Origin of the sequence: Corynebacterium sp. HMSC055D05, assembly GCF_001810365.1 — a bacterium.
Classification (GTDB): Bacteria; Actinomycetota; Actinomycetes; order Mycobacteriales; family Mycobacteriaceae; genus Corynebacterium; species Corynebacterium coyleae.
Window position 1 is genome coordinate 492 of sequence record NZ_KV801077.1, and the last position, 22,490, is coordinate 22,981.

A 22,490-nucleotide genomic window follows, 5' to 3' on the forward strand; every position below is an offset into this window, starting at 1 on the left:
ACCCACACGATTGTTGTCGCCGACAACAGCAACATTGGTGCACACCCACCAGACCGCAATACAGAGTCAGAAACATTGCGTGCCTGACTATGCCACTGCATAGTTGGCGTACACCCATTAGTCCGCAATGCGGAGCACGGAGTCGATGCCAGCGGCGGCGCTCTTGTCAGCGCTCTTGGAAAAGTAGCCCAGCCGATACAAGGAAATAGTTGGTGTCTACCCACTTGTCCGCAATGCAGAGCGAAGCGACTTCACGCCACCGAAGACTCGACTAAAGCCACCAGCACACAGTCGTAAATGCAAAATGAAGCTTCACGGCCGCGGCGTTTTACACTCTGCCCAAGTCAGCGAAAGATATGACGTCGGGTTTTGCATACAGCACAGCTAGGAGAGGGACGTAACCGCAATGCGGAGAATGAATCCTTGATAGCCCATTACGGAGTCGAATGCTCGCCAAGTCCGCTCGGCTGAGGGGGATCAGCATAACTGTGTTGAGCATCCCTATAATGGCTTGGATACGAATTGGAGGGATTCCATGGCAGAGGCCGGCAACGGAGATAACCAGGGACGTCAACGTTCTTATGGTGGTGGCGGAGACCGTCGCGGTAGGAATAACCGCGGGCAGTCTCGTGGTCGTCGTGAATTTGGCGACGGAGAGCGCGGACGTCGCGAGGATCGCTACGGTGGAGCACGCGGCGACAATAAACGCGGCGGTCACGGTGGTGGCCGCGGCCGTGGCAAGCCCCACGGTAAGGGCGGCCACCCGGGCCACGGCGGGCAGGACAACCGTGTCCGCCACGATCGCTCGAACCCATATCGTGAGGGATACCGCGAGGAACGGATGGCGCAGAAGGAGCGCGAACCTGACTTGCCGTCGGGCCTGGATATTAACGACCTTGACCCGTCTGTGCTGCAGGACCTCAAGGTGCTTTCCAAGGACAATGCGGAACGCGTTGCACAGCACATGCTGATGGCTACTGATCTCCTGGAAGACGATCCGAAGCTCGCACTTGAGCACGCCCGCGCCGCGAAGAACCGTGCTGGTCGTGTCGGCGTTGTCCGTGAGACTGCTGGCGTAGTTGCATATCGCGCTGGTGAGTGGAAGGAAGCGCTTTCAGAACTTCGTGCGGCGCGGCGGATGTCTGGTGGCCCGGGGCTGCTAGCTGTGATGGCTGATGCGGAGCGTGGCTTGGGCCGACCTCAGAAGGCGCTTGAACTTGGTCGTAGCCCTGAAGCTAATGAATTGGACGAAGCGGGGAAGATCGAATTGGCGATTGTGCTTGCCGGCGCACGCCATGATCTCGGTCAGCACGATTCTGCACTTGCGACGCTGCAGCGCATGAATCCTTCTTTGGATTCGCAGGGATTTGAGCAAGTGCGTCTTTCCTACGCATATGCTGATGCCCTTCTTGCGACTGGCCAGCGTGGTGAGGCCAAGACGTGGTTTGAACACGCTGCGAAGATTGATACGGATGGTTTCACGGATGCGGCGGAGCGCGCCGCAGAATTGGACTAGACAATGGCGCTGAAGGATAACTACGACGCTCTCCTGCTTGACCTCGACGGCACTGTGTGGAATGGCGGAGTGGCGATTCCAAACGCTGTAGAGGCCATTACGGCGTCGGGGATTCCGGCTATGTATGTGACGAACAATGCGTCGCGTAGCGCAGCGGATGTGGCTGCGATGCTGGGCAAGATTGGCCTCGATACGAAGACCGAAGACGTGATCACTTCAGCACAGGCTGCGTTGTCGATGGCTGAGGCGCACCTCGTCCCCGGAGATCCTGTTCTTGTGGTTGGCGCGCCGTCGTTTAAGCAGCTTGTCGACGATGCGGGTTACGTCGTCGTCGATAGTGCAGATGCGAATCCGAAGGCGGTGCTGCACGGCCACAACCCGGGGACCGGTTGGGTGCAGTTGTCGGAAGCTGCGTTGGCAATTCAGCGGGGCGCAATCTATCTTGCGTCAAACCTGGATACGTCTTTGCCAATGGAACGTGGGTTGATGATCGGCAATGGTTCGATGGTTGCTGCGGTGACATCGGCGACAGGTGTGACTCCGGAAAGCGCGGGCAAGCCGGGGCCGGCGATGTTCATTCAGGCCGCTGAACGCATGAATGCGAAGCGTCCGCTTGCCGTGGGAGACAGGCTAGATACTGATATTGCAGGTGGCGTTGCGGCGGGGATTCCGTCGCTGCACGTGCTTACCGGTGTTTCTGGCCCGTTGGCGCTTATGGAGGCGCCCAAGGAGCAGCGACCGACGTTTATTGCGGAGGATATGCGCGGACTCAACGAGAACCCAGAGGTTTTGCTCCCGGGACCGCAGGGCGGTTTCGCTGCGCGAATCGACGGTAACGACATCATTTTGAGCTACGGCAAGGATGGTGCGACACCGATTCAGGCCTTGCGCACGGTTTTGGAGGTCGCGTGGCATATGGAGACTCCACCGGAGTTTGTGCGGCCCAACTCAGAGGCTGCTGAAGCTGCTACAGCTCAGTGGTGGTGACATGAAGCCACCCATGCCCAGGGATCCGCGGGCGCCGCATACGACGCCTGAGGAGGTCACGTCACAGTTTGAAGCGATTCTCGCGGAAGATACTGAATCGCTTGCCGATGAGGTTGACGCACTGACGCGCGCGCATGCGGTACTGGGGCATGCGTTGCAAGAAAGGAACAGCTAATGCCGCCCAAACGGAGGCGTTTGGATGCAGAGCTTGTGCGCCGCAAGATTGCACGTTCGCGCGAGCAGGCTCAAACGTGGATCAAGGAGGGCCGTGTCGAGGTCGGTGGGTTTGTGGCGTCGAAGCCGGCGACGGTGGTAGAGCCAGAGGCGTCGATACGCGTCAATGTCGAGGACATTGATGACTGGGCGTCGCGTGGCGCGCACAAGTTACTTGGCGCACTGGAGGCTTTCGGTGCGCGGGGCCTAAGCGTTGAGGGACGTAGGGCGCTGGATGCTGGCGCGTCGACAGGTGGGTTTACAGACGTGTTGCTCAGAAACGGCGCACGTGAGGTTGTTGCCGTGGACGTTGGCTACGGTCAGCTCGTGTGGCGCTTGCAGAACGATCCGCGGGTGCGGGTGCTCGATCGGACGAATATCCGAAACCTGACGCCGGACATGATGGGTGGACTCGCGGACCTGATGGTCGGCGACCTGTCTTTCATCTCGTTGAAGCTGGTGTTGCCGGCACTGATGGAATGTCTTGAGGATGGCGCTGACTTGTTGCCGATGGTCAAGCCTCAATTTGAGGTTGGCAAGGACCGTTTAGGCTCTGGTGGCGTTGTCCGTTCACAGGAGTTGCGCGAAGAAGTCACTGTGGATGTCGCCCAGTTCGCACAGGGGCTGGGGCTCAGCGTGCGTGGGGTGGCTGCGTCGCCTCTGCCAGGGCCGAGCGGTAACGTGGAGTACTTCCTGTGGCTTGTAAAGGATGGAGGCGAGGCAATGCTTGACGACGATTCCCTCGCCGCCGCAGTCCAAAAGGCCGTGAAGGAGGGGCCGCAATGACGGCTGAGCGTGAGATCTTGTTGGTTCCGCACTTGTTCCGCGAGTCGAATATCGCGTCCGCGGCGAGGGCTGCGGAGATGCTCCAGGAAGCCGGCATTACGGTGCGGTTGCTTGAACAGGAACAGATGGATGCGATTGAGACGCATCCGGTGCTCAGTGGGCTGACACGTGCCGCTGCTGACGACAATGCGGCGCTTGGCTGCGAGCTGGTGCTGGTGCTCGGCGGAGATGGAACATTTCTGCGCGCAGCAGAGCATGCCCGGGCGCAGGATATTCCGGTGTTGGGAGTCAACCTCGGACATGTCGGGTTCCTCGCAGAAGGTGACGCGGAGAGTCTTGAGGAGTCGGTGAGGCAGGTCGTCGATAAGACGTACCGCGTTGTCGACAGAATGACCATCGACGTGGCAGTCATCGACCAAGAAGGACAGGTCGTCGGGACGGATTGGGCGCTGAATGAATGCAGCGTGGAGAATCTGGACCGTACCCGGGTGCTTGATGCCACGTTGGAGGTTGATTTTCGGCCTGTGTCGTCGTTTGGCTGCGATGGCGTACTGGTGGCCACGCCGACCGGATCCACAGCCTATGCGTTTTCTGCTGGCGGTCCGGTGATGTGGCCAGAACTCGATGCGTTGCTGGTGGTGCCGAATAACGCACATGCGTTATTTGCAAAGCCACTTGTTGTCTCGCCGCGCTCGACGGTTGCTGTGGAGTCAGAACACACGACGTCGAGTGCCATGGCGGTAATGGATGGGTTCCGTCGCATCCCGGTGCCTCCTGGTTCGAGGGTTGAAGTAAGTAGGGGGTCGCGTCCGGTGCGGTGGGTACGCTTGGACGACAAACCGTTCACCGACAGGCTGGTGGATAAGTTCCGGCTGCCGGTGTCCGGCTGGCGCGGCCCGCGGACGGGTCGTGGTGTACGCGGCGTTGATGCGTAGGGAGGCAGAGTGCTCGCAGAGATCGCGATTTCGAACCTGGGCGTGATCCGTCATGCCTCAGCGGAGCTTGCTCCTGGGTTGACGGTGCTCACCGGTGAAACCGGTGCAGGTAAGACCATGGTTGTCACCGGCTTGCGGCTGCTGACAGGAGGCCGCGCTGATGCCTCCCGAGTGCGAACCGGGGCGCAGGAAGCTGTGGTGGAAGGCGCGCTCAGCATCGCAGATCTGCCGGAATCGACATTGTCCGCCGTGCATGCGATTGCAGAGGGCGCTGGTGCAGGGCCTGATGAAAACGGCGAATACGTCGTCTCACGTGCTGTGAAAGCGACGGGGCGATCGAGCGCTCACTTGGGCGGACGGAAGGTTCCGGCTGCCACATTGGGCGATCTTGCTGGTCATTTGCTCACGATCCATGGTCAGAACGACCAGTTGAGGCTTCTTGCGCCGGAGCAGCAGTTGGCGGCGCTGGACCGTTACGATCCGGCGATCGCGCCGAAGCTGTCGGCCTATCGCGATGTTTATGTCCAGTGGCGCGAGGCATCGAAAGATCTGAAGGACCGCACAGAGAAACGCCTTGAGTTGGCACAGGAGATGGACCGGCTGCGGTTTGCAATTGAGGAAATCGACGCAGTTGCACCCGTAGACGGCGAAGATGCCGATCTCGTTGCAACCATTAACCGTCTTCAGGATGTTGATGCGCTGCGTGAGGCCGCCCAGACCGCGCTGGTGGCAATTGATGGTGCTGAAGCCGTCGGCGGCTACAGCGCAGAGGCGGAAGAAGCTGCATCAGACCTTGTTGGCAGGGCGCAGGCGGCGTTGGTAGGAGCTAGTGACGAGGAGTTACGGGAGCTTGGTGTGCGCCTCGGGGAGGTCGCCGGTGTGCTTGCGGATGTGTCTGCGGAACTCGGTAGTTTCACCGCAGATCTTCCGACCGACCCGGATGAGCTAGAGCGCCTTCTGCAGCGCCAACAGGAACTCAAGGGGCTCACACGAAAATATGCTCCGGACATCGCGGGTGTGTTGGCGTGGCGAGAGAAGGCCGGGAAACGGCTGAGCAAGATTGATACGTCAGAAGAAGCTATCGACGAGCTGAAGCGCCGCGTTGCTGATCTTGAAGCCGAACTAAAAAAGCGAGCGGCAGCGTTGACCAAGGCACGCAACAAGGCTGCCAAAAACCTCGGGGAGGCGGTGACGGAAGAGCTTCACGGGCTTGCCATGCCGAAGGCGCAGCTGCGCGTCGAGCTGGCGGAGGCCAAGTTTGGCCGCGATGGTGCGGACGCTGTGGAGATCACGCTCGCACCGAACAGCGCGTTGGAGCCAAAGCCGTTGGCCACGAGCGCATCTGGTGGTGAGCTCTCACGCGTCATGCTGGCACTTGAGGTGATCCTTTCGGAGTCGTCGGCGGGCGGCACGCTGGTCTTTGATGAGGTGGACGCTGGTGTCGGTGGACGTGCTGCGGTGGAGATTGGGCGCCGTTTGGCGAGGTTGGCGTTGAGGCATCAGGTCATCGTCGTTACGCACTTGCCCCAGGTTGCGGCGTATGCGAACACGCACCTGCATGTGTCAAAGGACGTGGGCGACGAGGCGGTGACGTCGGGTGTGGGCAATCTGACTGACGAGCAGCGGATTGAGGAGCTCGCGCGCATGATGGCGGGCCTTGATGATTCGGATACAGGGCGTGCCCACGCGGCAGAATTGTTCAAGCGTGCGCAGCGCGAAGTGGAGGAAATGCGGACGTAGCCCGCGCGCCTCCACAGTTCTGGCAGGTCAACGTTGCACAATGGTCGCTATGACTGTTGGAACTGGGGAAGCGCCCGCGCAGGAATTGCGCGGTACGCTGCGCGACTGCACACCGCAGGGCAAAGGCCTTGCTCGCCTGCATGAGGGCGATATTGCGATTGTGGATGCGCCGGACATGCAGCGTCGTTTAGCAGAGCAGCTCATTGCCCGCCGTCCTGCTGCGGTGATCAATCTTGCGCCGTACAGCACTGGATCCTTACCGACGTTCGGTCCGCATTTGCTTCTCGACGCCAACGTTCCGATCTTCGAAGTGGCCGACGCAGCAGTTCGCGAGAAGATCCGCGACGGCAAGAAGGCCACGGTCACGCCAGAGGGGACGATCACCGTCGGAAGGAAAGACGTCGGTGTTGCACAGCGTGTCACACGTGAGCAGGTGGACAACTCCTTCGCTGAGGCACAGCAAGGTCTCGTGGAGAACATGGAAGCCTATTTCGGCAACACCATCGAGTTCATCCACTCGGAAGCGCCGTTGCTTATCGACGGTGTCGGCGCACCCGAACTTGGCGACGCGATGGCGGACCGCAAGGTCGTTGTTGTCTCTCCAGGAGATGACACGCGGCGCCGTCTGACAGGCATCCGCAACTTTATGCGGGAGTACACCCCGGTCATCATTGGTGTGGGAAGCGCCGCGAACACGCTGGCAGAGATGGGTTATGCCGCTGATTTCATTGTCGGTGACCCCGCGGATGTCGCGTCGGAGAACTTGCGTTCTGAAGCACGGGTGATTCTGCCGGCTGACCCAGACGGTTATGCGCCTGGCTTGGAGCGTATCCAAGACTTGGGTGTGGGTGCGATGACGTTCCCAACAGCGACTGATTCGCCGACAGACCTCGCGATCTTGCTTGCTGCGTTCCATGATGCGGAGACGATTGTCACCGTAGGCGAGCCGGTGGAGTTGGACGGGATGCTCACGGACCCGGCGAATGCCGATCCGGCTGCGTTGCTTGCTCGCTTGAAGGCCGGCCGCAAGGTTGTTGATTCTACGGTTATTGAGAATCTTTACGCAGTCGAATCCACCAGCGGTGTCGCATGGGCCTGGGCGTTACTCGGCCTGCTGGTCGCTGCTGCCGCCGTCATTCTCGTCGTTGGGCTTGGCGGAAATGGGACGTTCGCCGACAACCTGGTCAATACCTGGGACACAGTTGCCAACACGGTGCGCGGCTGGATTCCGGCAGGGGAAGGGGAGTAAACCGTGGGAAAGCAAAAAGGGACGGGTGGGCTTGTCACTGCTGGTCTGTGTTGGGGGTTAGCTCTCGGCGTGGTGTTGGGGGCCTCGGTACTCGCGCCGGCTATTCCTGGCGGCCCGGATCTGTTCAATGGTGCGTTTCTCAGCGACATCGACCGGAACGCGAATGGTGATGGAGCCGAGGAGCCGACAAAGGAAAGCAGCGAAGCGCAGCAGCGGCTTGATGCTGCCGATGCTCTTCTGGGCAGTGAGTCGGTGTCCATCGTCTCTGGAGCGCTCAAAGAGGTGCCGGTCGCTATCGTGCGTACGCATACGGCCGCCGATATCGATGTTGATTCCGTGCGGTGGCTGCTCAACGCGGCGGGCGCTTCCGATGCTGGTGAGTTGAAACTGACAGAGAAGTTTACGTCGCAAAACTCTGCCGACGAGTTGTCCACGGTGATTGCGTCGACGTTGCCGTCCGGTGCGCAGTTGAGCGTGGAGAACCGTTCACCGGGCACCCATGCGGGTGAGTCGTTGGCGTCGATTATGTTGATCGACCCTGAGACGAAGGAAGCGCCAGCACAGGCTTCGGATCGCAAAATCGTAATTGACACGCTGCAACAATCCGGTTTCGTCGAGACGAAAGGTGAGATCGTGCCCGCGGAGGCTGTCGTGATTGTGGATGGCGCCTCCGGTGACGCCGGCGGAGACTTTGGTGCGAAGCTGGTGCAGGACCTTGCGGAAGCACTTGGCCATGCAGGCAAAACCGTGCTGACTAGTCAAGACATCGCGCCAAAGGAACTGCGCGGCGTGACAACGGTAGGCAACGTGAGCTACGAGTCCGGCAGGATTTCTTCAGTGCTGGCGGTGGCAGAGTGAGCCACGAATTTACCGTCGAGTCCTCCGAGGTACTGATCGACGCCCCAATCATCGCTGTGCGCCGCGACAGTGTGGTCATGCCGGGTGGCAAGCCAGCTAACCGTGAGATCGTCGAGCATTTCGGCGCAGTGGCAGTAGTTGCACTTGACGACGACGGGCGCGTCGCGCTCGTCGAGCAGTACCGGCACAGCGTAGGCAAGCGGCTGCTTGAACTGCCTGCGGGGCTTCTGGACATGTACGAAGAAGACGAGTTGGTATGTGCGAAGCGCGAACTGGTTGAGGAAGCCGGTCTCGAGGCTGAGCAGTGGGGCGTGCTGGTGGATTTGGTGACGTCTCCGGGATTTGCGGAAGAGGCGGTGCGGGTATTCGTCGCAAAGCAACTGCGCGAGGTGGAACGCCCGGACGCCGAGGACGAAGAAGCCGACATGGACTTTCGGTGGGTGCCACTGAGCGAGGCCACACAAATGGTGCTTCGAGGCGAGATTGTGAACTCAATCGCCGTGGGCGGCATTTTGGCTGCTTGCCGCGTCGCAGAGGGTAAAGCGCAGTCACGTGATGTGTCGGAGCCATTCGAGTTGCGCCCGCAATCGCTGCCGAAGCGGCGAGCCGAGCGTGGCATCGTGCCGGATATGAAGCGCATCTAGATGGCGGTAAAAGCCGACGAACTAGCTGCGCGCTGGTTGCAGCATCTCGCTGTTGAGCGGGGAGTCTCCCCTCACACGTTGAGTAACTACACCCGCGACGTCAACCGGTACACACGATGGTTGGCAGCCGCTGGGAAAAGCGACTTGGCAACAGTCAGTGCCACCGATGTAGAGGCGTACGTTGCTGACTTGCGCCGCGGGGTGGACGGCGCACGCCCCCTCGCGGCATCTTCGGCTGCGCGTGCGCTGACTGTCGCCCGAGGCTTGCACCGCTTTGGCGTAGAAGAAGGCGTATTGCCGGCAGATACCGCTGCCGAAGTTTCCCCACCGTCAGCTGGCGAGAAGCTACCCGACACTTTGAGCATTGGGGAGGTGGCGACGCTTCTCGATGCCTGCCCGACCGAACAGCCCCTCGGCCTACGCGACAAGGCGCTGTTGGAAACGCTATACGCCACAGGTGCGCGAGTTTCTGAGGTGCTTGATCTGAGCGTCGATGATGCGACAGCCGCAATAGATACTGAAGGCATTCTGACCGTGACTGGCAAGGGAAGTAAGCAGCGCCTCGTCCCGCTCGGCCGGCATGCACAAGATGCGATCGAGGCGTACCTCGTGCGAGGCAGACCCGTATTCGCCACCGGGAAGTCACACGCGTTGTTCTTGAATAGGCGCGGTGGAGCCTTAACTCGCCAGAGCGCCTGGACTGTAATCAAGCAGGCTGCGGAGCGTGCGGGGATAGACAAAGAGATCTCCCCGCACACGCTCCGGCACTCGTTTGCCACGCATCTGCTGGAAGGTGGCGCAGATGTGCGCTCCGTGCAGGAATTGTTGGGGCACGCTTCAGTGACGACTACGCAGATTTACACACATGTCACAGCAGATAGCCTGCGCGAGGTTTGGCGTAGTTCGCATCCACGTGCGTAAGCTTTTGCGCTTATGAGTGAGTACACATTTGCACGAGCACGTCGCGCAACACTTGCGGTGCCGGCAGCCCTGCTGCTTGCCGTGGGGCTTGGCGGAGGTGTGGGAGCACACCCTGCCTCGGCGCAGATCCCGGGCGGGCTAAGCCCGGATGCAATGGCGAACATGATTCCCTCGGAGATCACCGTGCCTGCGGGGCAGACGACGACGGTTGATGTGGGCGTGCCGGTGGATGTGAATTACTCCGCAGGCGGCTGGGTGGTCACATCCAATGGCACGTCGGTGTCGGTGACCGCTCCAGCGGAAGAGGGCGCGACCGCAGCAGTACCTGCGAGCGCCGGCGGTTACACGGCGACAGTTAACCTCGTCGCTGTGGGCGGCGGACAGGCAACTGATGCAGACGAAATTGCGGGCGGTGGCGCTGGAGAAAACACCGAGCACCACGGTGGTGGAGGCCACGCCGAAGACAACGGTGGCGGTGGCGCAAACGGCGGTGGCGACGCAAACGGTGAAGCCTCGAACGGCGGATCCGGTGCGGGTGCAGGCAGTGGCAGCGGCGCCGTCAATCGCCCTGAGCGTAAGCCAGCGGAAAAGGCGGACACCGCGGATGCGAAGCGGCTCGATTTCGAGGGAGAGATCCACGGCAACGAGATCGTGGTCAAGGTGCCGTTGAGTAAGGCGCGCGATTTGATGAAGTATGCCAACTACGACTCGTCGAATGCGAAGCTGCGTTACCTCGATGTCAACGGCAACATCATCGAAGGGGTCAAGCGTGACGTGAACGTCGCAGGGCGCACGTTGACGCTGACGTACCCGGAAGGCGAGACGCCTGACAACCCGTTCATTATGGAGGTCGTGGAGAACGGCGCGGCGACGTTTGTCGCGGTGGTTACGTCGACGAATGCTCCGGTTGAGCAGGCTGCCGAAACGGATGAAGAAAACCCGTATGCGGGAGCAGACAACAAAGGTCAAGGCGATAGCGTTGACTCGGGTTCGTCGGTAGGTGATCTTGTCCCGCTCATCATTGGTGGTGGTGCGCTTATCGCGGCACTTGCGCTGCTGATTATCTTCCTTCGGAAGCGAAGCCGTGGGCAGGTCTAATCACAGCGTTGTAAGATGACTGCAGTCAAGGGTTTAGACGTGATCGAGGGAAGGATCGGCCATGGCGGACGAGGCGCTGTTTGACGCGGCTGACCAGAAGACGTTTTTGACGGGTCGGCCGTGGCGTGAGTTTGCCAAGCCGAAGGAGCTTGAGCGGCACGGTCCCGCAACCATCATCTCGATGGTGAACCAAAAGGGCGGCGTGGGTAAGACCACGTCCACTATCAATCTCGGTGCATGCTTGGCAGAGCAAGGGCGCAAGGTGCTACTGGTAGACCTCGACCCGCAGGGTGCACTCTCCGCTGGCCTTGGTGTGTCCTATGAGGAGGATCAGGTCACGGTCTACGACTTGCTGTTTGACAACACTGCCAGCATTCACGCGGCGATCAAGCGCTCAAACGTGTCCGGGCTTGATCTGGTACCCGCGAATATTGACCTGTCTGCGGCTGAAATCCAACTGGTCAACGAAGTCGGCCGCGAGCACACGCTAGCTCGTGCGCTGCGCCCGGTGCGCGGGGAGTACGACTTCATCATCCTGGACTGTGGCCCGTCGCTCGGTTTGCTCACTGTGAATGCGTTGGCGTGCTCGCAGGGCGTGATCATCCCCATGGAGTGTGAGTACTTCTCGCTCCGAGGTCTCGCGCTGCTCACCGATACCGTGGAAAAGGTGCGCGACCGCATCAACTTCGACCTGGACATCGTGGGCATCCTTGTCACTATGTTTGATCGTCGCACGACCCACGCCCGTGAGGTCATGGATCGTGTAGTTGAGGTGTTCGGCGACCGCGTCTTCGACACCGTGATTACCCGTACCGTGCGTTTCCCGGAGACATCGGTCGCGGGTGAGCCGATTATTACGTGGGCTCCCAACTCGCAAGGTGCGGAACAGTACCGCAATCTGGCCCTTGAGGTGTTGGAGCGCACTAGCTAGTGGCCCAGGCACCTGAGCAGTACCCCCAGCCGGAGATCACGGGCTTTACCCTCGCGCTGAATAACTTCGAGGGGCCGTTTGATCTGCTGCTCAGCTTGATTCAGGCGAAGAAACTCGACGTGACCGAGGTTGCGCTCGCCGAGGTGACCGACGAGTTCATTGCGTATACCCGTGCGTTGGGGCAGACGGAGTCGCTTGACGAGGTCACTGAGTTCCTCGTGGTCGCGGCCACCTTGTTGGACATGAAGACTGCGCGGCTGTTGCCACGTGGTGATCATGACCTGGAGGAAGACTACGACCTTCTGGAGGCCCGGGACCTCCTGTTCGCACGTCTTCTGCAGTACCGCGCATATCAGCAGGTTGCTGACCAGTTTGCTACGTGGCAAGCATCTGCTAATCGACGACACCCGCGTGCCGTATCCATGGAGCCCCGGTTCGTGGACCTTTTGCCTCCGGTGGAACTCGGCCATACAGCGGCGAGTTTCGCGGAACTTGCGGCCAGTGTTTTCCGGCCTAAGCCGCCGGAGGAAGTACGCACTGACCACCTGCACGCCGTTGCTGTGTCCGTGCCTGAGCAGGCGGGCAAGATCCTGGATACGCTCAAGCTCGCCGGCTCAGGTACCTGGATGACGTTCGCCGCACTGACACGCGATTGCACGAGGTCCATGGAGGTGGTCGGCCGGTTCCTCGCCCTGCTGGAGTTGTACAAGGCCCGCGCGGTGGAAACAGAGCAGCCCGAAGCGCTTGGCCAACTTGATGTGTCATGGACCGGCCTTGAGGTCGATCCGGCGGTCGTTGCGGCATCGAACTGGAACTAGTCACTGAACAAGTACGGGCAGCTAGACTCCTGCGGTATGGAAGACATGCCGATGGTTGCGCAGTTGCGTTCGCGGATTGAGTCGGTGCTGTTGGTCGTCGATACGCCGGTGTCCGTGGAGGACCTCGCGGGTGCGCTCGGAGCAACGACTGCGGAAGTGTCGGATCACCTTCGCGCGTGGTCGCGAGAACTCGACACCCGTGGCAGTGGCATTGATTTGCGTGAGACCGCAGAGGGCTGGCGGCTGTATACCCGGCCCGAAAATGCCGATGCGGTCGAGGCGTTCTTGCTCGACGGCACGCAGAAGAAACTCTCGCGCGCGGCAATGGAGACGCTCGCAGTGGTTGCTTACCGCCAGCCGGTGACGCGCTCGCAGGTTGCCGGAGTGCGCGGGGTCAATGTTGATGGCGTCATGCGCACCCTTGCGCTGCGCGGCTTGATTGCGGAGGTTGATCCTGAGCAAGAATCTGGCGCACACCGCTATGTGACGACGGAGCTGTTCCTCGAACTTCTGGGCATTGACTCGCTTGAGCGCCTTCCTGACCTTGCGCCACTGCTTCCGGACATCGATGCAATCGAAGATGCCTGGTAGGATCGGCCCAAAAACCGCATACGACTGAAAAGGAATTGAGGAAACATGACTCCTCCCGCTCGCCGAGACGGCACACCGGACAAGCCCGAGAAGGACGAAACGTTCTACATCTCGTACGCGAAGCCGGCAAAGAAGCAGAATGTCCGTTTGGACAAGCGACGCGCAAATGCCGCGAAGAATGAGCCCCACCCGCTGGATGACAACTGGTGGGACGACAACCCGCAGGATAAGACCCGCAAAACTGAGGGGATCCGCCTGCAGAAGGTGTTGGCGCAGGCAGGTGTGGCGTCTCGTCGTCACGCAGAGGCCATGATCGACCAGGGCCGCATTGAGGTCAACGGCAAGATCGTCAACGTGCAAGGCATGCGTGTTAACCCGAACGTGGACATCATCCGCGTGGACGGGGAGCGCATCAACGTCAACGAGGAGCACGAATACTTCGTGTTTAACAAGCCGCGTGGCGTGCACTCGACGATGAAGGATGAGCTTGACCGCACCTCGGTCGGCTCCTACCTTTCGGAGCGCACCGCCGCGGGTCAGCGTCTGTTCCACGTGGGACGCCTCGACGCCAACACGGAGGGCCTGTTGCTGTTGACCAACGACGGTGAACTGGCGAATCGTCTGATGCACCCGAAGTACGAGGTGTCGAAGACCTACATGGCCACTGTCCTGGGTGAGGCGAACAATGCGCTGGTCAAGCAGCTCAAGGAGGGCATTGAGCTTGACGACGGCCCCGCGAAGGCCGACTACGCTCAGATCGTGGATGTCCACAATGGGCAGTCGATCATCCGAGTGGAGCTCCACGAAGGCCGTAAGCACATTGTGCGCCGCATGCTGAAGGAAGCTGGCTTCCCGGTGCAACGACTGGTTCGCACCAAGTTCCACACGGTCCAGCTCGGCGAGATGAAGCCAGGCATGATGCGTGCGCTCAATTCCTCCGAGCTTGCGTCGCTGTACAAGGCGGTGGGGATGTAATGGCAGACCAGAAGATTTCCAACTTGGCTGACGGCGGGCTGATTCTCGCAGTGGACGGCCCGTCCGGCACCGGTAAATCTACGATGTGTCGCGCGTTAGCGAAGAAGCTCGACGCGAAGTATGTGGATACGGGTGCGATGTACCGCGTTGCCACCCTGGCCGTCTTGCGCGCTGGTGTCGACCCGGTTGATACGGATGCGGTGATCGAAGCGACCGCTGATCTGCCGCTTGAGGTATCCGACGATCCGGATTCCACCGCAGTGTTGTTTGCAGGTGAGGATGTTGCCCGCGAGATCCGAGGACCGGAAGTCACCCAGCACGTTTCTGCGGTCTCTGCGATCCCGCAGGTCCGCGTGAACCTTGTGGAACTGCAGCGCAAGTTGGCCCGCGAGGCCGGCCGCGCGATCGTGGAGGGCCGCGATATCGGCACTGTCGTGTTGCCGGATGCTCCGGCAAAGGTCTACATGACGGCAAGCGCTGAAGTACGTGCGAAGCGTCGCTTCGATCAGGATGTAGCCGCTGGCCGTGACGTGGACTTTGATGCAGTGTTGGCGGATGTGAAGCGGCGCGACGAGGCGGACTCGTCACGCAAGACCAGCCCGCTGCGTCCCGCTGACGACGCCGAGATCGTGGATACGTCTGAAATGACCCCGGATGAGGTGCTCGCTGCGCTGACTGCCGTGGTGGAAAGGAGCGCACGATGAGCGACAAGAAGAACATTGAAGACGGTCTCGAGCCGGAGACTCAATTCATCCAACCCGGCATCGATGCCTCTGGCTACGACGACCTTGAAGCCTATGAGGTCGATGCGGACGACGCTGAGTACTACGACGACCTCGAGGACTTCGATGAGTCGGAGTTCAGCGAGGCCGACTTCGGCGACGATACCGATGCTGGCGACGAGACCGACGACTACACCGACGAAGAATGGGCCGAAATCGAAGCCGAATACGGCATCATCCGCCCGGACGTGGTCAAGGAAGCGTTGCCGACGGTGTCTATCGTGGGCCGCCCGAATGTGGGTAAGTCTTCGCTGGTAAACCGGTTCTTGGGTCGTCGTGAAGCAGTTGTGGAGGACCATCCCGGCGTGACCCGCGACCGTGTGAGCTACATGGCGGAGTGGAACGGACGTCGTTTCTGGGTGCAGGACACCGGTGGCTGGGACCCGGACGCAAAGGGCATCCACGCCTCGATCGCGCGCCAGTCCGAGGCAGCCATGGAGACCTCGGACGTCATCGTCATGGTTGTCGACGCAAAGACCACCGTGACCGAGACAGACATGGTGATGGCCCGCAACCTGCAGCGCGCTGAGGTGCCTGTCATCCTCGTTGCAAACAAGTTTGAGTCCGACAGTCAGTGGGGCGAGGTCGCCGAGTTCTATTCGCTGGGTCTTGGCGATCCGTGGCCGGTCTCTGCGCTGCACGGCCGCGGCGGTGCCGACGTGCTCGATGAGATCCTGCGCAACTTCCCCGAGGTTCCGCGTGCTGCCGCGTCGGTCACTCAGGGCCCGCGACGTGTTGCACTTGTGGGCCGCCCGAACGTGGGCAAGTCCAGCCTGCTGAACAAGCTGACCAAGTCCAATCGCTCTGTCGTGGACAACGTCGCCGGCACCACCGTCGACCCGGTCGACGAGTTGGTGCAGTTGGACGAGGACCTTTGGACGTTCATCGATACCGCCGGCCTGCGGAAGAAAGTTAAGAACGCCCAGGGCCACGAGTACTACGCATCACTGCGCACTCGCGGCACGATCGAGGCCGCTGAAGTGTGTGTGGTGCTCATCGACGCCTCCCAGGAGATCTCCGAGCAGGACCAGCGCGTGATCTCGATGGTGCTCGAAGCCGGTAAGGCCATGGTGATCTGCTTTAACAAGTGGGATCTGATGGACGAGGATCGTCGTTACGAGTTCGACCGCGAATTCGACCTGACCATGGGCCAGTTGAAGTGGGTAACCAAGCTCAACATTTCCGCGGACACCGGTCGTGGTCTGCACCGCCTGGAGCCAGCGATGAAGGAAGCGCTGGAGAACTGGGACAAGCGCATCTCTACCGGCCAGCTCAACAACTGGCTGCGTGAGGCGATTGCCGCGAACCCGCCTCCGATGAAGAACAACCGTCTGCCCAAGCTGCTCTTTGCCACCATGGCGACGACGCGCCCGCCGACAATCATTCTGTTCACCACGGGCTTCCTCGATGGCGGTTACCGCCGCTACCTTGAGCGCAAGTTCCGCGAGCAGTTCGGCTACCACGGCACTCCGGTGCGCATCGCGGTGCGTGTGCGTGAGCGTCGCGGAAAGAAGTAGGCAGGACTATGGACTCGACGGTCTATTCCGCGCCCTCAGATCCGAAGGGGCCGTTGCCCCTGATTGTTGCGCTGCACGGTCGTGGCGATAATGGGCGGAACTTCCTCGGCGGTACCGGCCTCGTGCAGGCCAACGCAGTGGTCGTTGCGCCGACGGGTGCCGGTCTGGCGTGGGCTCCTGCGCCGTATGCGCTGAACACGATTGAGCAGGACAAGGCGCGTATCGACGACATCATCGCCCAAACCAGCGAACACTTCGACATCGACCCCGAACGCATTTATGCTGTCGGTTTCTCCAATGGTGGCGGTCTCGCGGTCTACTTGTCGACGCTCAGCGATACCTTCGCGGGTGTTGCCTCTGTGTCTGCGGCTGTGCGCTGCACCGAGGCGCAGATCGAGGCAGCCGAGCCGGTGGACTACCTCAACATCCACGGCACCCACGACGACGTAGTGCCATATAACGGCGAGGTCCGGCCGGGATACGGCAGCCCCGCTGAGGACGGCATTCTCGGCGCTCCCGAAGTGGTTGCCGCGTTTGAGCGTCGCAATGGCGACAAGGCTCGTACCCTGCACCACCGAGTGGAGGGCATGGGCCACGAGTGGCCTACCGGACCGTGGGCTGCGCATCGTGGCATCGACGTGACCGAGGAGATCTTCCACTTCTTCGGGATTGAGAAGCGGACCGACTTGTTTTAGCAGCCCGCCCTATCGCCGGTACACAAACGCGTCCGTGCGGTAGGGCAGCGGGATGATTTGTCCCTCATCGAACCCGAGGCGCTCGTAGAGGTACCACGTCAGATTCGCCTCCATCTTTGCCCGGGTGCGCTCGGAGGCTTTCAGCCAGTACGAGCGTGTGGCCATGAGCTCGAAGCAGTGTTCGACTGGGATCTGATCGACCCACTCCGTGCGGACCTCCCGTTCGAGTTTCCACGGGGCGTGCACGGTGGGGTAGAAGCCTTCGCGCTGCACATCACCCGAGTGCATGATGCGGCTGAGCCGCAGCACCCAAGGGTGATGTACCGCGAGCGTATTCCAACACAAAACGAGAGATCCGCCATCGCGAATGACGCGGTCTGCCTCAGCACTGGCCTCTGCCGGGTCCACCCAGTGCCAGGTCTGTGCGCACGCGATCGCATCGACGGCATTGTCCGCGAGCCCCGTCGCTTCCGCCGTCGCCCGCCACACAGGCACCTCCGGCAACTGGTGATGGAGTACCCGCGTCATGTCGGGGGAGGGGTCGCATGCATAGACGGTGCGGTGGTCGTCGATAAGCAACTGCGTTAATTTCCCAGTGCCGGCGCCGACGTCGCACACGACATCGGCGCCGTCGAACAACTCGGCAACCTCACGAGGATACGACGGACGCGCATCGTGGTAGCGATCCGCATCGCGCACAAACGCACTCGCCGCGGTGTGTTGGTGAGCGCGGTCACGAAAGGTCGGCTGCGACTTCTTGCTCGGACCTGGCTGTGTTCCGCTTATTGGCATGATGCACTAATCTACCTGTCGTGTTTTATCCGGAGCAGCAGACGTAATGGGCAAAGTTTCAACCGTCACCGCGGCGGCGTTGTCCACAGTCCTGCTCGTACTCACCGGCTGCTCCGGAGGGGACGGAAGCGTCAAGGAACCCGGGGTAACAACCAAAGCACTGCCCGCTGCGGACGACGTGCGCGAGGTCGAACCATGGGGGCCACCAGGCAGCGAACATCGCAGCATCACCGCAGGCGGGCTAAAGCGCGACTACATTGTTTCCATGCCCGCGGGTGCCCGTCAGCGCGACCGACTGCCCGTCATCTTCGTGTTCCACGGCTATAAGGAAGACGCCGAAAAGATCCGAAAAAACTCCGGGCTCGATGCCGCAGACGCCATTGTGGCGTACCTCGACGGCAAAGACTCCGCCTGGGCGCCCGCACCATACGCCTCAACCTCCGGGCAGCAAGACCTGGCGTTCGTCGACGCCGTCCTGGCTGAGATTGAAGGCGAGTTTTCGGTCGACCACTCCCGTATTTTTGCGGCGGGGTTCTCAAACGGTGGGGGCTTCGCCGCGTTTGTGGGTTGCCAACGACCACAGGCATTCACAGGCATTGCCACGGTTGCAGGCGCCTATTATCAACGCGTTTCTGCAGGCTGTTCCCAGATACCGATGATGCACGTCGATTTCCACAGCACGGGCGACAATGTCATTGCCTACAACGGCGGGCAACGCCACGCCACGGCATACAACTCGGTGGAGGAAATGCTCAACGAGTCCGCGTCGCGCAACCACTGCGACGCCCGCCACGAAGACATTGAGGTAGCCCCTGGCGTTATCCGCGAGGCGTGGACAGGTTGCGACGCCGAACTTGCCCACTACCGCATCGAAAATGGCCCTCACGTGTGGCCAGGCGGCGCCGGCGACTCATCTGGGACGGTGCCGAAAGGCTTCGCCACCGACGCCATGCTGAAGTTCTTCCGGCTCGGCCGGGCGACGCAGCAGTAGCGCACTGCTTGACGACGACCACCCGAACAGGCGCGGTTACGCACGTTTCAGCGCCACGCGTTGGGCAATTCCGGCACACTGTAACGCATGATTTATAGCTTCGAAGGCAAAACCCCCAAGATTCATCCATCGGCGTACATCTCTGATGAGGCGACGATTATCGGCGATGTTGAGATAGGCGAGGACGCCAACATCTGGCCCGGCGTGGTCATCCGTGGCGATGTGGGCGCAATCCGTATCGGTGCACGTGTGAACGTGCAAGACGGCTCAGTCCTGCACGTGGATACGGATGGGGAGACAGTGCTCGAAGAGGACGTGACGATTGGCCACCTTGCGATGATCCACGGTTGCCATATCGAGCCAGGTTGCCTGATCGGGATGAATGCGACGGTGCTGTCGCGGTCGCGCATCGGCAAGGGCAGCATCATCGCCGGCGGGGCAGTGGTACTGGAGGGGCAGCAGTTGCCGGAGTTCTCTCTTGCAGCAGGTGTGCCGGCAAAGGTCAAGCGCACACTCGAGCCGGACACCTTTGAGGCGCGGTTGAGGCACGCGGCGTACTACGCGGGGCTGGGCCGGCGGGCAGCGACAGGTCTCATGGCGGTGGACCGGGCGTCGCTTGCGTAGAACTTCACACTAGAAATGCTGTGAAAGTCACATAAAAAGGAGTAACGTGACTGGCATGACATTCAATAACGTAACAGTACTTGGTGCAGGTGTCCTGGGCGCGCAGATCGCTTTTTGCTCTGCGTTCGCGGGCAAGAAGGTAGTGTCCTACGACATTAACGAGGAGGCCCTCGCGGCCGGCAAACAGCGTTTCGACGCCATCGGTGAGCAAATGAAGGCGGAGCTCGAGTCCGCTAACGACGAAACCATCGCGGCGGCGCACGAAAACCTCACCCAGACCTCGGATCTTAAGGAAGCGCTAGCGAACGCGGACCTGGTCATCGAGGCGATCCCGGAGAACCTCGAGCTCAAGCGCAAGGTGTGGGCCGAAGTGGGGCAGTACGCCCCGGCGACCACCGTCTTTGCCACCAACACGTCGACGCTCATGCCGAGCAAGTTCGCGGACGCGACGGGTGCGCCGGAGCGCTTCTTGGCACTGCACTTTGCCAACCACATCTGGATTCAGAACACCGCTGAGATCATGCCTCACGAGGGCACTGACCCGAAGTATGTGGACCAACTCGTGGAGTTTGCGGAGCAGATCAACATGGTACCGGTCCCGCTCAAGCGCGAGCAGCCCGGCTACGTGCTGAACACCCTGCTGGTGCCGCTGCTCAGTGCCGGCATGTACCTGCTGCACCACGACATCGCTGACCCCGTCGACATCGACCGTGACTGGCGCAACTCCACCGGCTCCCCGCGCGGGCCGATTGAGATCATGGACCTCGTCGGCGTGCGCACCTTGGTCGCCGTGATCGAGTCCAACGAGAACGCCCCGCAGTGGCAGAAGGACTTCGTTGAGACGACGCTGAAGCCGATGGTCGCAGAGGGTAGGACCGGCCTGGAAGCTGGGCAGGGCTTCTACACTTACGACGCGAACGGCAAGATCGTGTCTTAACCTAAAGTCGCAAATACCCCTGGGGCCTAGCGTTTATCGCCGCAGCCCCAGGGGTGTTTTGTCGGACTGACAGGATTTGAACCTGCGACCCCCACACCCCCAGTGTGGTGCGCTACCAAACTGCGCCACAGCCCGATCCGTTACCGTTTGCATTGCTGCAATTGTGGCAACTTGTCGCATATTACAGCACTGTCATGCTGCCCCAAAACTGCCAGGTCAGTTGACGGTGCCGTCGACGTAAACCCAGGCGCCGTCGCGCCGTTCGAAAGTGGAGCGCTCCCGAAGGGAACCGCCGGGGTAGTGGGCTTCAAAGACCACGACACCATCGGTGTCGAAGGGGCCGCCGCCTTTGGTTTCCAGGACGATCAGGCGGGTAAACGGCTCGCCTTCAGGATTCACGTCGAGGCCGGCGGGCAACTTTTCCGGCGCCCAGGTGCGGGCGATGTAGTCACCGTCGCCGATGACGAAGGCGGTGTAGCGCGACCGCATGAGGGTCTCAGCGGTGGGAGCTTTCGCAGTACCGGAGATGTAGCGGCCGCAGCAGGCTTCATATGGCATGCCAAGCCCACATCGGCAAAGCCCGCGTACTTCGCTCCACAAGTCACCGGAGCCAGCAGCGCCCCCAGAGCCCTTAACGTCAGCCATTACTTGCCCAACCGTTCTGCGCGGTGCAGTTGGTTCTGGCGACGACGGCGCTCAAGCGAGGCAGTCTCCGCAGTTGTTTCGATCTCGCCCTTGGCCACGTAGCCGTCCACGGTGGATGAGGCACCGGCTGCGCGCAGGGTTTCCACCTGGTCGTCGGTCAGGTCGCCGTAGAGGGTAATCAGGCGGGTGAAGGTGCCGTCGCCGTTGTGGTTAACTTCCACGCGGACGTCGTCAAGCGACATGCCCTTGGCTGCCTCGCGCACTGCCTGGGAACAGGACACGGCGAGTGCGGACATGTACAGGCCAGTGGAGGTGACACCCTGGCCCTTGCCTCCGGTGTTCTTCGAGCGGTCCGTGGTGATGGCGCGGTTAGAGGTGCGCACCACGTCGCCGTACTTCGTGCCGCGGGCAGAGTAGGACACCGCGTTGTCGTCGGTGGTCTTTGCCGGTACGAATAGTGGCTGGAGGTACTGCACGGCCCAGGACCCGATGATGTCTGCAGCGCGTTGTGCAGTGCCTTCGCGGGTGAGTAGGTGGTCTGCCTTGTCCAGCGTCATAAGTGACTTGGGGTAGCGTGCCTTGGTGAAAATATTCTGCGCGTTGTCGATACCGACGGTGACGTCGATAGGCGAGTGCACGATGAGCAACGGCTTGCGCAACTTCGGCAGATATTCCTCTGGGTTGGTCTCTGCGAGGTCCTCGAGGAATTCGCGCGAGATGATCAGTTCGCGCCCGCCAAGGGTGACAGGGACGGAGCCGTGCATGTCGGCGTCGCCGATGGAATGTGCGTAGTGCAGCACCGAGTGGGCGGGGTCGAACGGCGCGCCCACAGTGGCCACCGCCTTGAGCATCTTCTTCAGCTCAGGGCGGGTTGCTGCCTTCAATGCAGCCGCGCCGCCGAGGGAGTGGCCCATGAGCAGTTGCGGGGCCTTGTAGTTTTCCTCCAGCCATTGCGCTGCGGCGACGATGTCGTCGACATTCTCCGAAAACGAGGTGTCTTTGAACTCGCCTTCAGATTGGCCGAGGCCTGGAAAGTCGAACCGAAGCGTGGCAATGCCGTGCTCAGTCAGGCGTTTGGAAATGCGCGACGCACCTGGCGTGTGGCGGGAACCAGCGAAGCAGTGGGCGAAGATCGCGTATGCCTGCGCCGGTCCGTCTGGTCGGTCGATGGTGCCGGCCATCATGTGCCCCTTCGATGAGGGGACTTTCACGTTCATAGACAGCATGGTTTGGCTTCCCTCCTTA

At 61.1% G+C, this 22,490-nt stretch carries 23 protein-coding genes and 1 tRNA gene; 20 read left to right on the forward strand and 4 right to left on the reverse strand.

The annotated features are described in order from the left end of the window. The first annotated feature begins 535 nt into the window (after positions 1-535). The 17 genes from HMPREF2734_RS07490 to HMPREF2734_RS07570 all read left to right on the forward strand — a co-directional run bounded on the left by HMPREF2734_RS07490 (position 536) and on the right by HMPREF2734_RS07570 (position 17,256). Positions 536-1,516, forward strand: coding sequence for a hypothetical protein (locus HMPREF2734_RS07490; protein ID WP_083292055.1), 981 nt, complete (start codon positions 536-538; stop codon positions 1,514-1,516). Positions 1,517-1,519: 3 nt separating this feature from the next. Then, entirely contained in the window at positions 1,520-2,503 is a 984-nt protein-coding gene (locus HMPREF2734_RS07495; RefSeq protein WP_070570251.1) for an HAD-IIA family hydrolase, read from the forward strand. A gap of 174 nt (positions 2,504-2,677) precedes the next feature. Next, positions 2,678-3,502 carry a TlyA family RNA methyltransferase gene (locus HMPREF2734_RS07500; protein WP_070570253.1) on the forward strand — a complete coding sequence of 275 codons (825 nt, stop codon included), beginning with the start codon at positions 2,678-2,680 and terminating at the stop codon, positions 3,500-3,502. Next, positions 3,499-4,437 carry an NAD kinase gene (locus tag HMPREF2734_RS07505; RefSeq protein WP_070451574.1) on the forward strand — a complete coding sequence of 313 codons (939 nt, stop codon included), beginning with the start codon at positions 3,499-3,501 and terminating at the stop codon, positions 4,435-4,437. Before HMPREF2734_RS07500 ends, HMPREF2734_RS07505 begins: the two co-directional genes overlap by 4 nt. A gap of 9 nt (positions 4,438-4,446) precedes the next feature. Further along, complete coding sequence (gene recN, locus HMPREF2734_RS07510) at positions 4,447-6,177, forward strand: DNA repair protein RecN (RefSeq protein WP_070570254.1); 1,731 nt, start codon at positions 4,447-4,449, stop codon at positions 6,175-6,177. A 40-nt stretch (positions 6,178-6,217) separates the two neighbouring features. Further along, positions 6,218-7,426 carry a putative cytokinetic ring protein SteA gene (gene steA, locus HMPREF2734_RS07515; protein ID WP_141739387.1) on the forward strand — a complete coding sequence of 403 codons (1,209 nt, stop codon included), beginning with the start codon at positions 6,218-6,220 and terminating at the stop codon, positions 7,424-7,426. 3 nt (positions 7,427-7,429) lie between these two features. Continuing rightward, on the forward strand, positions 7,430-8,284 hold the full coding sequence (locus HMPREF2734_RS07520) for a copper transporter (protein ID WP_083279531.1): 855 nt from the start codon (positions 7,430-7,432) through the stop codon (positions 8,282-8,284). Continuing rightward, entirely contained in the window at positions 8,281-8,928 is a 648-nt protein-coding gene (locus HMPREF2734_RS07525; RefSeq protein ID WP_070570256.1) for an NUDIX domain-containing protein, read from the forward strand. Before HMPREF2734_RS07520 ends, HMPREF2734_RS07525 begins: the two co-directional genes overlap by 4 nt. After that, positions 8,929-9,849, forward strand: a complete 921-nt coding sequence (xerD, locus tag HMPREF2734_RS07530) for a site-specific tyrosine recombinase XerD (RefSeq protein WP_070423223.1) — start codon at positions 8,929-8,931, stop codon at positions 9,847-9,849. Positions 9,850-9,861: 12 nt separating this feature from the next. Then, complete coding sequence (locus HMPREF2734_RS12080) at positions 9,862-10,947, forward strand: hypothetical protein (RefSeq protein ID WP_168163609.1); 1,086 nt, start codon at positions 9,862-9,864, stop codon at positions 10,945-10,947. A 61-nt stretch (positions 10,948-11,008) separates the two neighbouring features. After that, on the forward strand, positions 11,009-11,878 hold the full coding sequence (locus HMPREF2734_RS07540; protein WP_070423222.1) for a ParA family protein: 870 nt from the start codon (positions 11,009-11,011) through the stop codon (positions 11,876-11,878). Continuing rightward, positions 11,878-12,696, forward strand: coding sequence for a segregation and condensation protein A (locus HMPREF2734_RS07545; protein WP_070423221.1), 819 nt, complete (start codon positions 11,878-11,880; stop codon positions 12,694-12,696). Before HMPREF2734_RS07540 ends, HMPREF2734_RS07545 begins: the two co-directional genes overlap by 1 nt. 36 nt (positions 12,697-12,732) lie before the next feature. Further along, entirely contained in the window at positions 12,733-13,287 is a 555-nt protein-coding gene (gene scpB, locus HMPREF2734_RS07550; RefSeq protein WP_070423220.1) for an SMC-Scp complex subunit ScpB, read from the forward strand. A gap of 45 nt (positions 13,288-13,332) precedes the next feature. Continuing rightward, positions 13,333-14,262: a pseudouridine synthase gene (locus HMPREF2734_RS07555; protein WP_070423219.1), complete on the forward strand. Its 930-nt coding sequence runs from the start codon at positions 13,333-13,335 to the stop codon at positions 14,260-14,262. Beyond that, on the forward strand, positions 14,262-14,966 hold the full coding sequence (cmk, locus tag HMPREF2734_RS07560) for a (d)CMP kinase (RefSeq protein WP_070484761.1): 705 nt from the start codon (positions 14,262-14,264) through the stop codon (positions 14,964-14,966). The genes HMPREF2734_RS07555 and cmk overlap by 1 nt, the downstream gene beginning before the upstream one ends. Beyond that, the gene (gene der / locus HMPREF2734_RS07565) at positions 14,963-16,561 is read left to right on the forward strand and encodes a ribosome biogenesis GTPase Der (protein ID WP_070484762.1); all 1,599 of its coding nucleotides are present in this window, start codon (positions 14,963-14,965) and stop codon (positions 16,559-16,561) included. Before cmk ends, der begins: the two co-directional genes overlap by 4 nt. Before the next feature lie 8 nt (positions 16,562-16,569). Next, a complete protein-coding gene (locus HMPREF2734_RS07570; RefSeq protein ID WP_070570258.1) occupies positions 16,570-17,256 on the forward strand; it encodes a CE1 family esterase in 687 nt (228 codons plus the stop codon). A 9-nt stretch (positions 17,257-17,265) separates the two neighbouring features. Here the strand turns inward: HMPREF2734_RS07570 and HMPREF2734_RS07575 are convergent, their stop codons facing one another. Further along, positions 17,266-18,048: a class I SAM-dependent methyltransferase gene (locus HMPREF2734_RS07575; RefSeq protein ID WP_070570261.1), complete on the reverse strand. Its 783-nt coding sequence runs from the start codon at positions 18,046-18,048 to the stop codon at positions 17,266-17,268. Positions 18,049-18,094: 46 nt separating this feature from the next. Here HMPREF2734_RS07575 and HMPREF2734_RS07580 point away from each other — a divergent pair, with 46 nt between their 5' ends. The 3 genes from HMPREF2734_RS07580 (at position 18,095) to HMPREF2734_RS07590 (ending at position 20,600) form a co-directional block, all read left to right on the forward strand. Then, positions 18,095-19,039 (forward strand): CE1 family esterase, encoded by a 945-nt coding sequence (locus HMPREF2734_RS07580; RefSeq protein ID WP_083308117.1) that lies wholly within the window; start codon positions 18,095-18,097, stop codon positions 19,037-19,039. Positions 19,040-19,126: 87 nt separating this feature from the next. Next, a complete protein-coding gene (locus tag HMPREF2734_RS07585; RefSeq protein ID WP_070570263.1) occupies positions 19,127-19,663 on the forward strand; it encodes a gamma carbonic anhydrase family protein in 537 nt (178 codons plus the stop codon). A gap of 46 nt (positions 19,664-19,709) precedes the next feature. Further along, a complete protein-coding gene (locus HMPREF2734_RS07590) occupies positions 19,710-20,600 on the forward strand; it encodes a 3-hydroxyacyl-CoA dehydrogenase (RefSeq protein ID WP_336621404.1) in 891 nt (296 codons plus the stop codon). 61 nt (positions 20,601-20,661) lie between these two features. Here HMPREF2734_RS07590 and HMPREF2734_RS07595 read toward each other — a convergent pair. The 3 genes from HMPREF2734_RS07595 to HMPREF2734_RS07605 all read right to left on the reverse strand — a co-directional run bounded on the left by HMPREF2734_RS07595 (position 20,662) and on the right by HMPREF2734_RS07605 (position 22,471). Then, positions 20,662-20,735: transfer RNA gene (locus tag HMPREF2734_RS07595), tRNA-Pro, on the reverse strand. 81 nt (positions 20,736-20,816) lie between these two features. Further along, positions 20,817-21,158: a YchJ family protein gene (locus HMPREF2734_RS07600; protein WP_070570267.1), complete on the reverse strand. Its 342-nt coding sequence runs from the start codon at positions 21,156-21,158 to the stop codon at positions 20,817-20,819. Between the two features lie 86 nt (positions 21,159-21,244). Next, complete coding sequence (locus HMPREF2734_RS07605) at positions 21,245-22,471, reverse strand: bifunctional alpha/beta hydrolase/OsmC family protein (RefSeq protein WP_083308130.1); 1,227 nt, start codon at positions 22,469-22,471, stop codon at positions 21,245-21,247. Positions 22,472-22,490 lie beyond the last annotated feature (19 nt).

What these genes read in the sequence shown, in the direction of transcription:
- HMPREF2734_RS07490 (WP_083292055.1), top strand. Translation starts at nt 536, where the DNA reads ATGGCAGAGGCCGGCAACGGAGATAACCAGGGACGTCAACGTTCTTAT.
- HMPREF2734_RS07495 (WP_070570251.1), top strand. Translation starts at nt 1,520, where the DNA reads ATGGCGCTGAAGGATAACTACGACGCTCTCCTGCTTGACCTCGACGGC.
- HMPREF2734_RS07500 (WP_070570253.1), top strand. Translation starts at nt 2,678, where the DNA reads ATGCCGCCCAAACGGAGGCGTTTGGATGCAGAGCTTGTGCGCCGCAAG.
- HMPREF2734_RS07505 (WP_070451574.1), top strand. Translation starts at nt 3,499, where the DNA reads ATGACGGCTGAGCGTGAGATCTTGTTGGTTCCGCACTTGTTCCGCGAG.
- steA (WP_141739387.1), top strand. Translation starts at nt 6,218, where the DNA reads ATGGTCGCTATGACTGTTGGAACTGGGGAAGCGCCCGCGCAGGAATTG.
- xerD (WP_070423223.1), top strand. Translation starts at nt 8,929, where the DNA reads ATGGCGGTAAAAGCCGACGAACTAGCTGCGCGCTGGTTGCAGCATCTC.
- HMPREF2734_RS12080 (WP_168163609.1), top strand. Translation starts at nt 9,862, where the DNA reads ATGAGTGAGTACACATTTGCACGAGCACGTCGCGCAACACTTGCGGTG.
- HMPREF2734_RS07540 (WP_070423222.1), top strand. Translation starts at nt 11,009, where the DNA reads ATGGCGGACGAGGCGCTGTTTGACGCGGCTGACCAGAAGACGTTTTTG.
- scpB (WP_070423220.1), top strand. Translation starts at nt 12,733, where the DNA reads ATGGAAGACATGCCGATGGTTGCGCAGTTGCGTTCGCGGATTGAGTCG.
- HMPREF2734_RS07555 (WP_070423219.1), top strand. Translation starts at nt 13,333, where the DNA reads ATGACTCCTCCCGCTCGCCGAGACGGCACACCGGACAAGCCCGAGAAG.
- cmk (WP_070484761.1), top strand. Translation starts at nt 14,262, where the DNA reads ATGGCAGACCAGAAGATTTCCAACTTGGCTGACGGCGGGCTGATTCTC.
- der (WP_070484762.1), top strand. Translation starts at nt 14,963, where the DNA reads ATGAGCGACAAGAAGAACATTGAAGACGGTCTCGAGCCGGAGACTCAA.
- HMPREF2734_RS07570 (WP_070570258.1), top strand. Translation starts at nt 16,570, where the DNA reads ATGGACTCGACGGTCTATTCCGCGCCCTCAGATCCGAAGGGGCCGTTG.
- HMPREF2734_RS07575 (WP_070570261.1), bottom strand. Translation starts at nt 18,048, where the DNA reads ATGCCAATAAGCGGAACACAGCCAGGTCCGAGCAAGAAGTCGCAGCCG.
- HMPREF2734_RS07580 (WP_083308117.1), top strand. Translation starts at nt 18,095, where the DNA reads ATGGGCAAAGTTTCAACCGTCACCGCGGCGGCGTTGTCCACAGTCCTG.
- HMPREF2734_RS07585 (WP_070570263.1), top strand. Translation starts at nt 19,127, where the DNA reads ATGATTTATAGCTTCGAAGGCAAAACCCCCAAGATTCATCCATCGGCG.
- HMPREF2734_RS07600 (WP_070570267.1), bottom strand. Translation starts at nt 21,158, where the DNA reads ATGCCATATGAAGCCTGCTGCGGCCGCTACATCTCCGGTACTGCGAAA.
- HMPREF2734_RS07605 (WP_083308130.1), bottom strand. Translation starts at nt 22,471, where the DNA reads ATGCTGTCTATGAACGTGAAAGTCCCCTCATCGAAGGGGCACATGATG.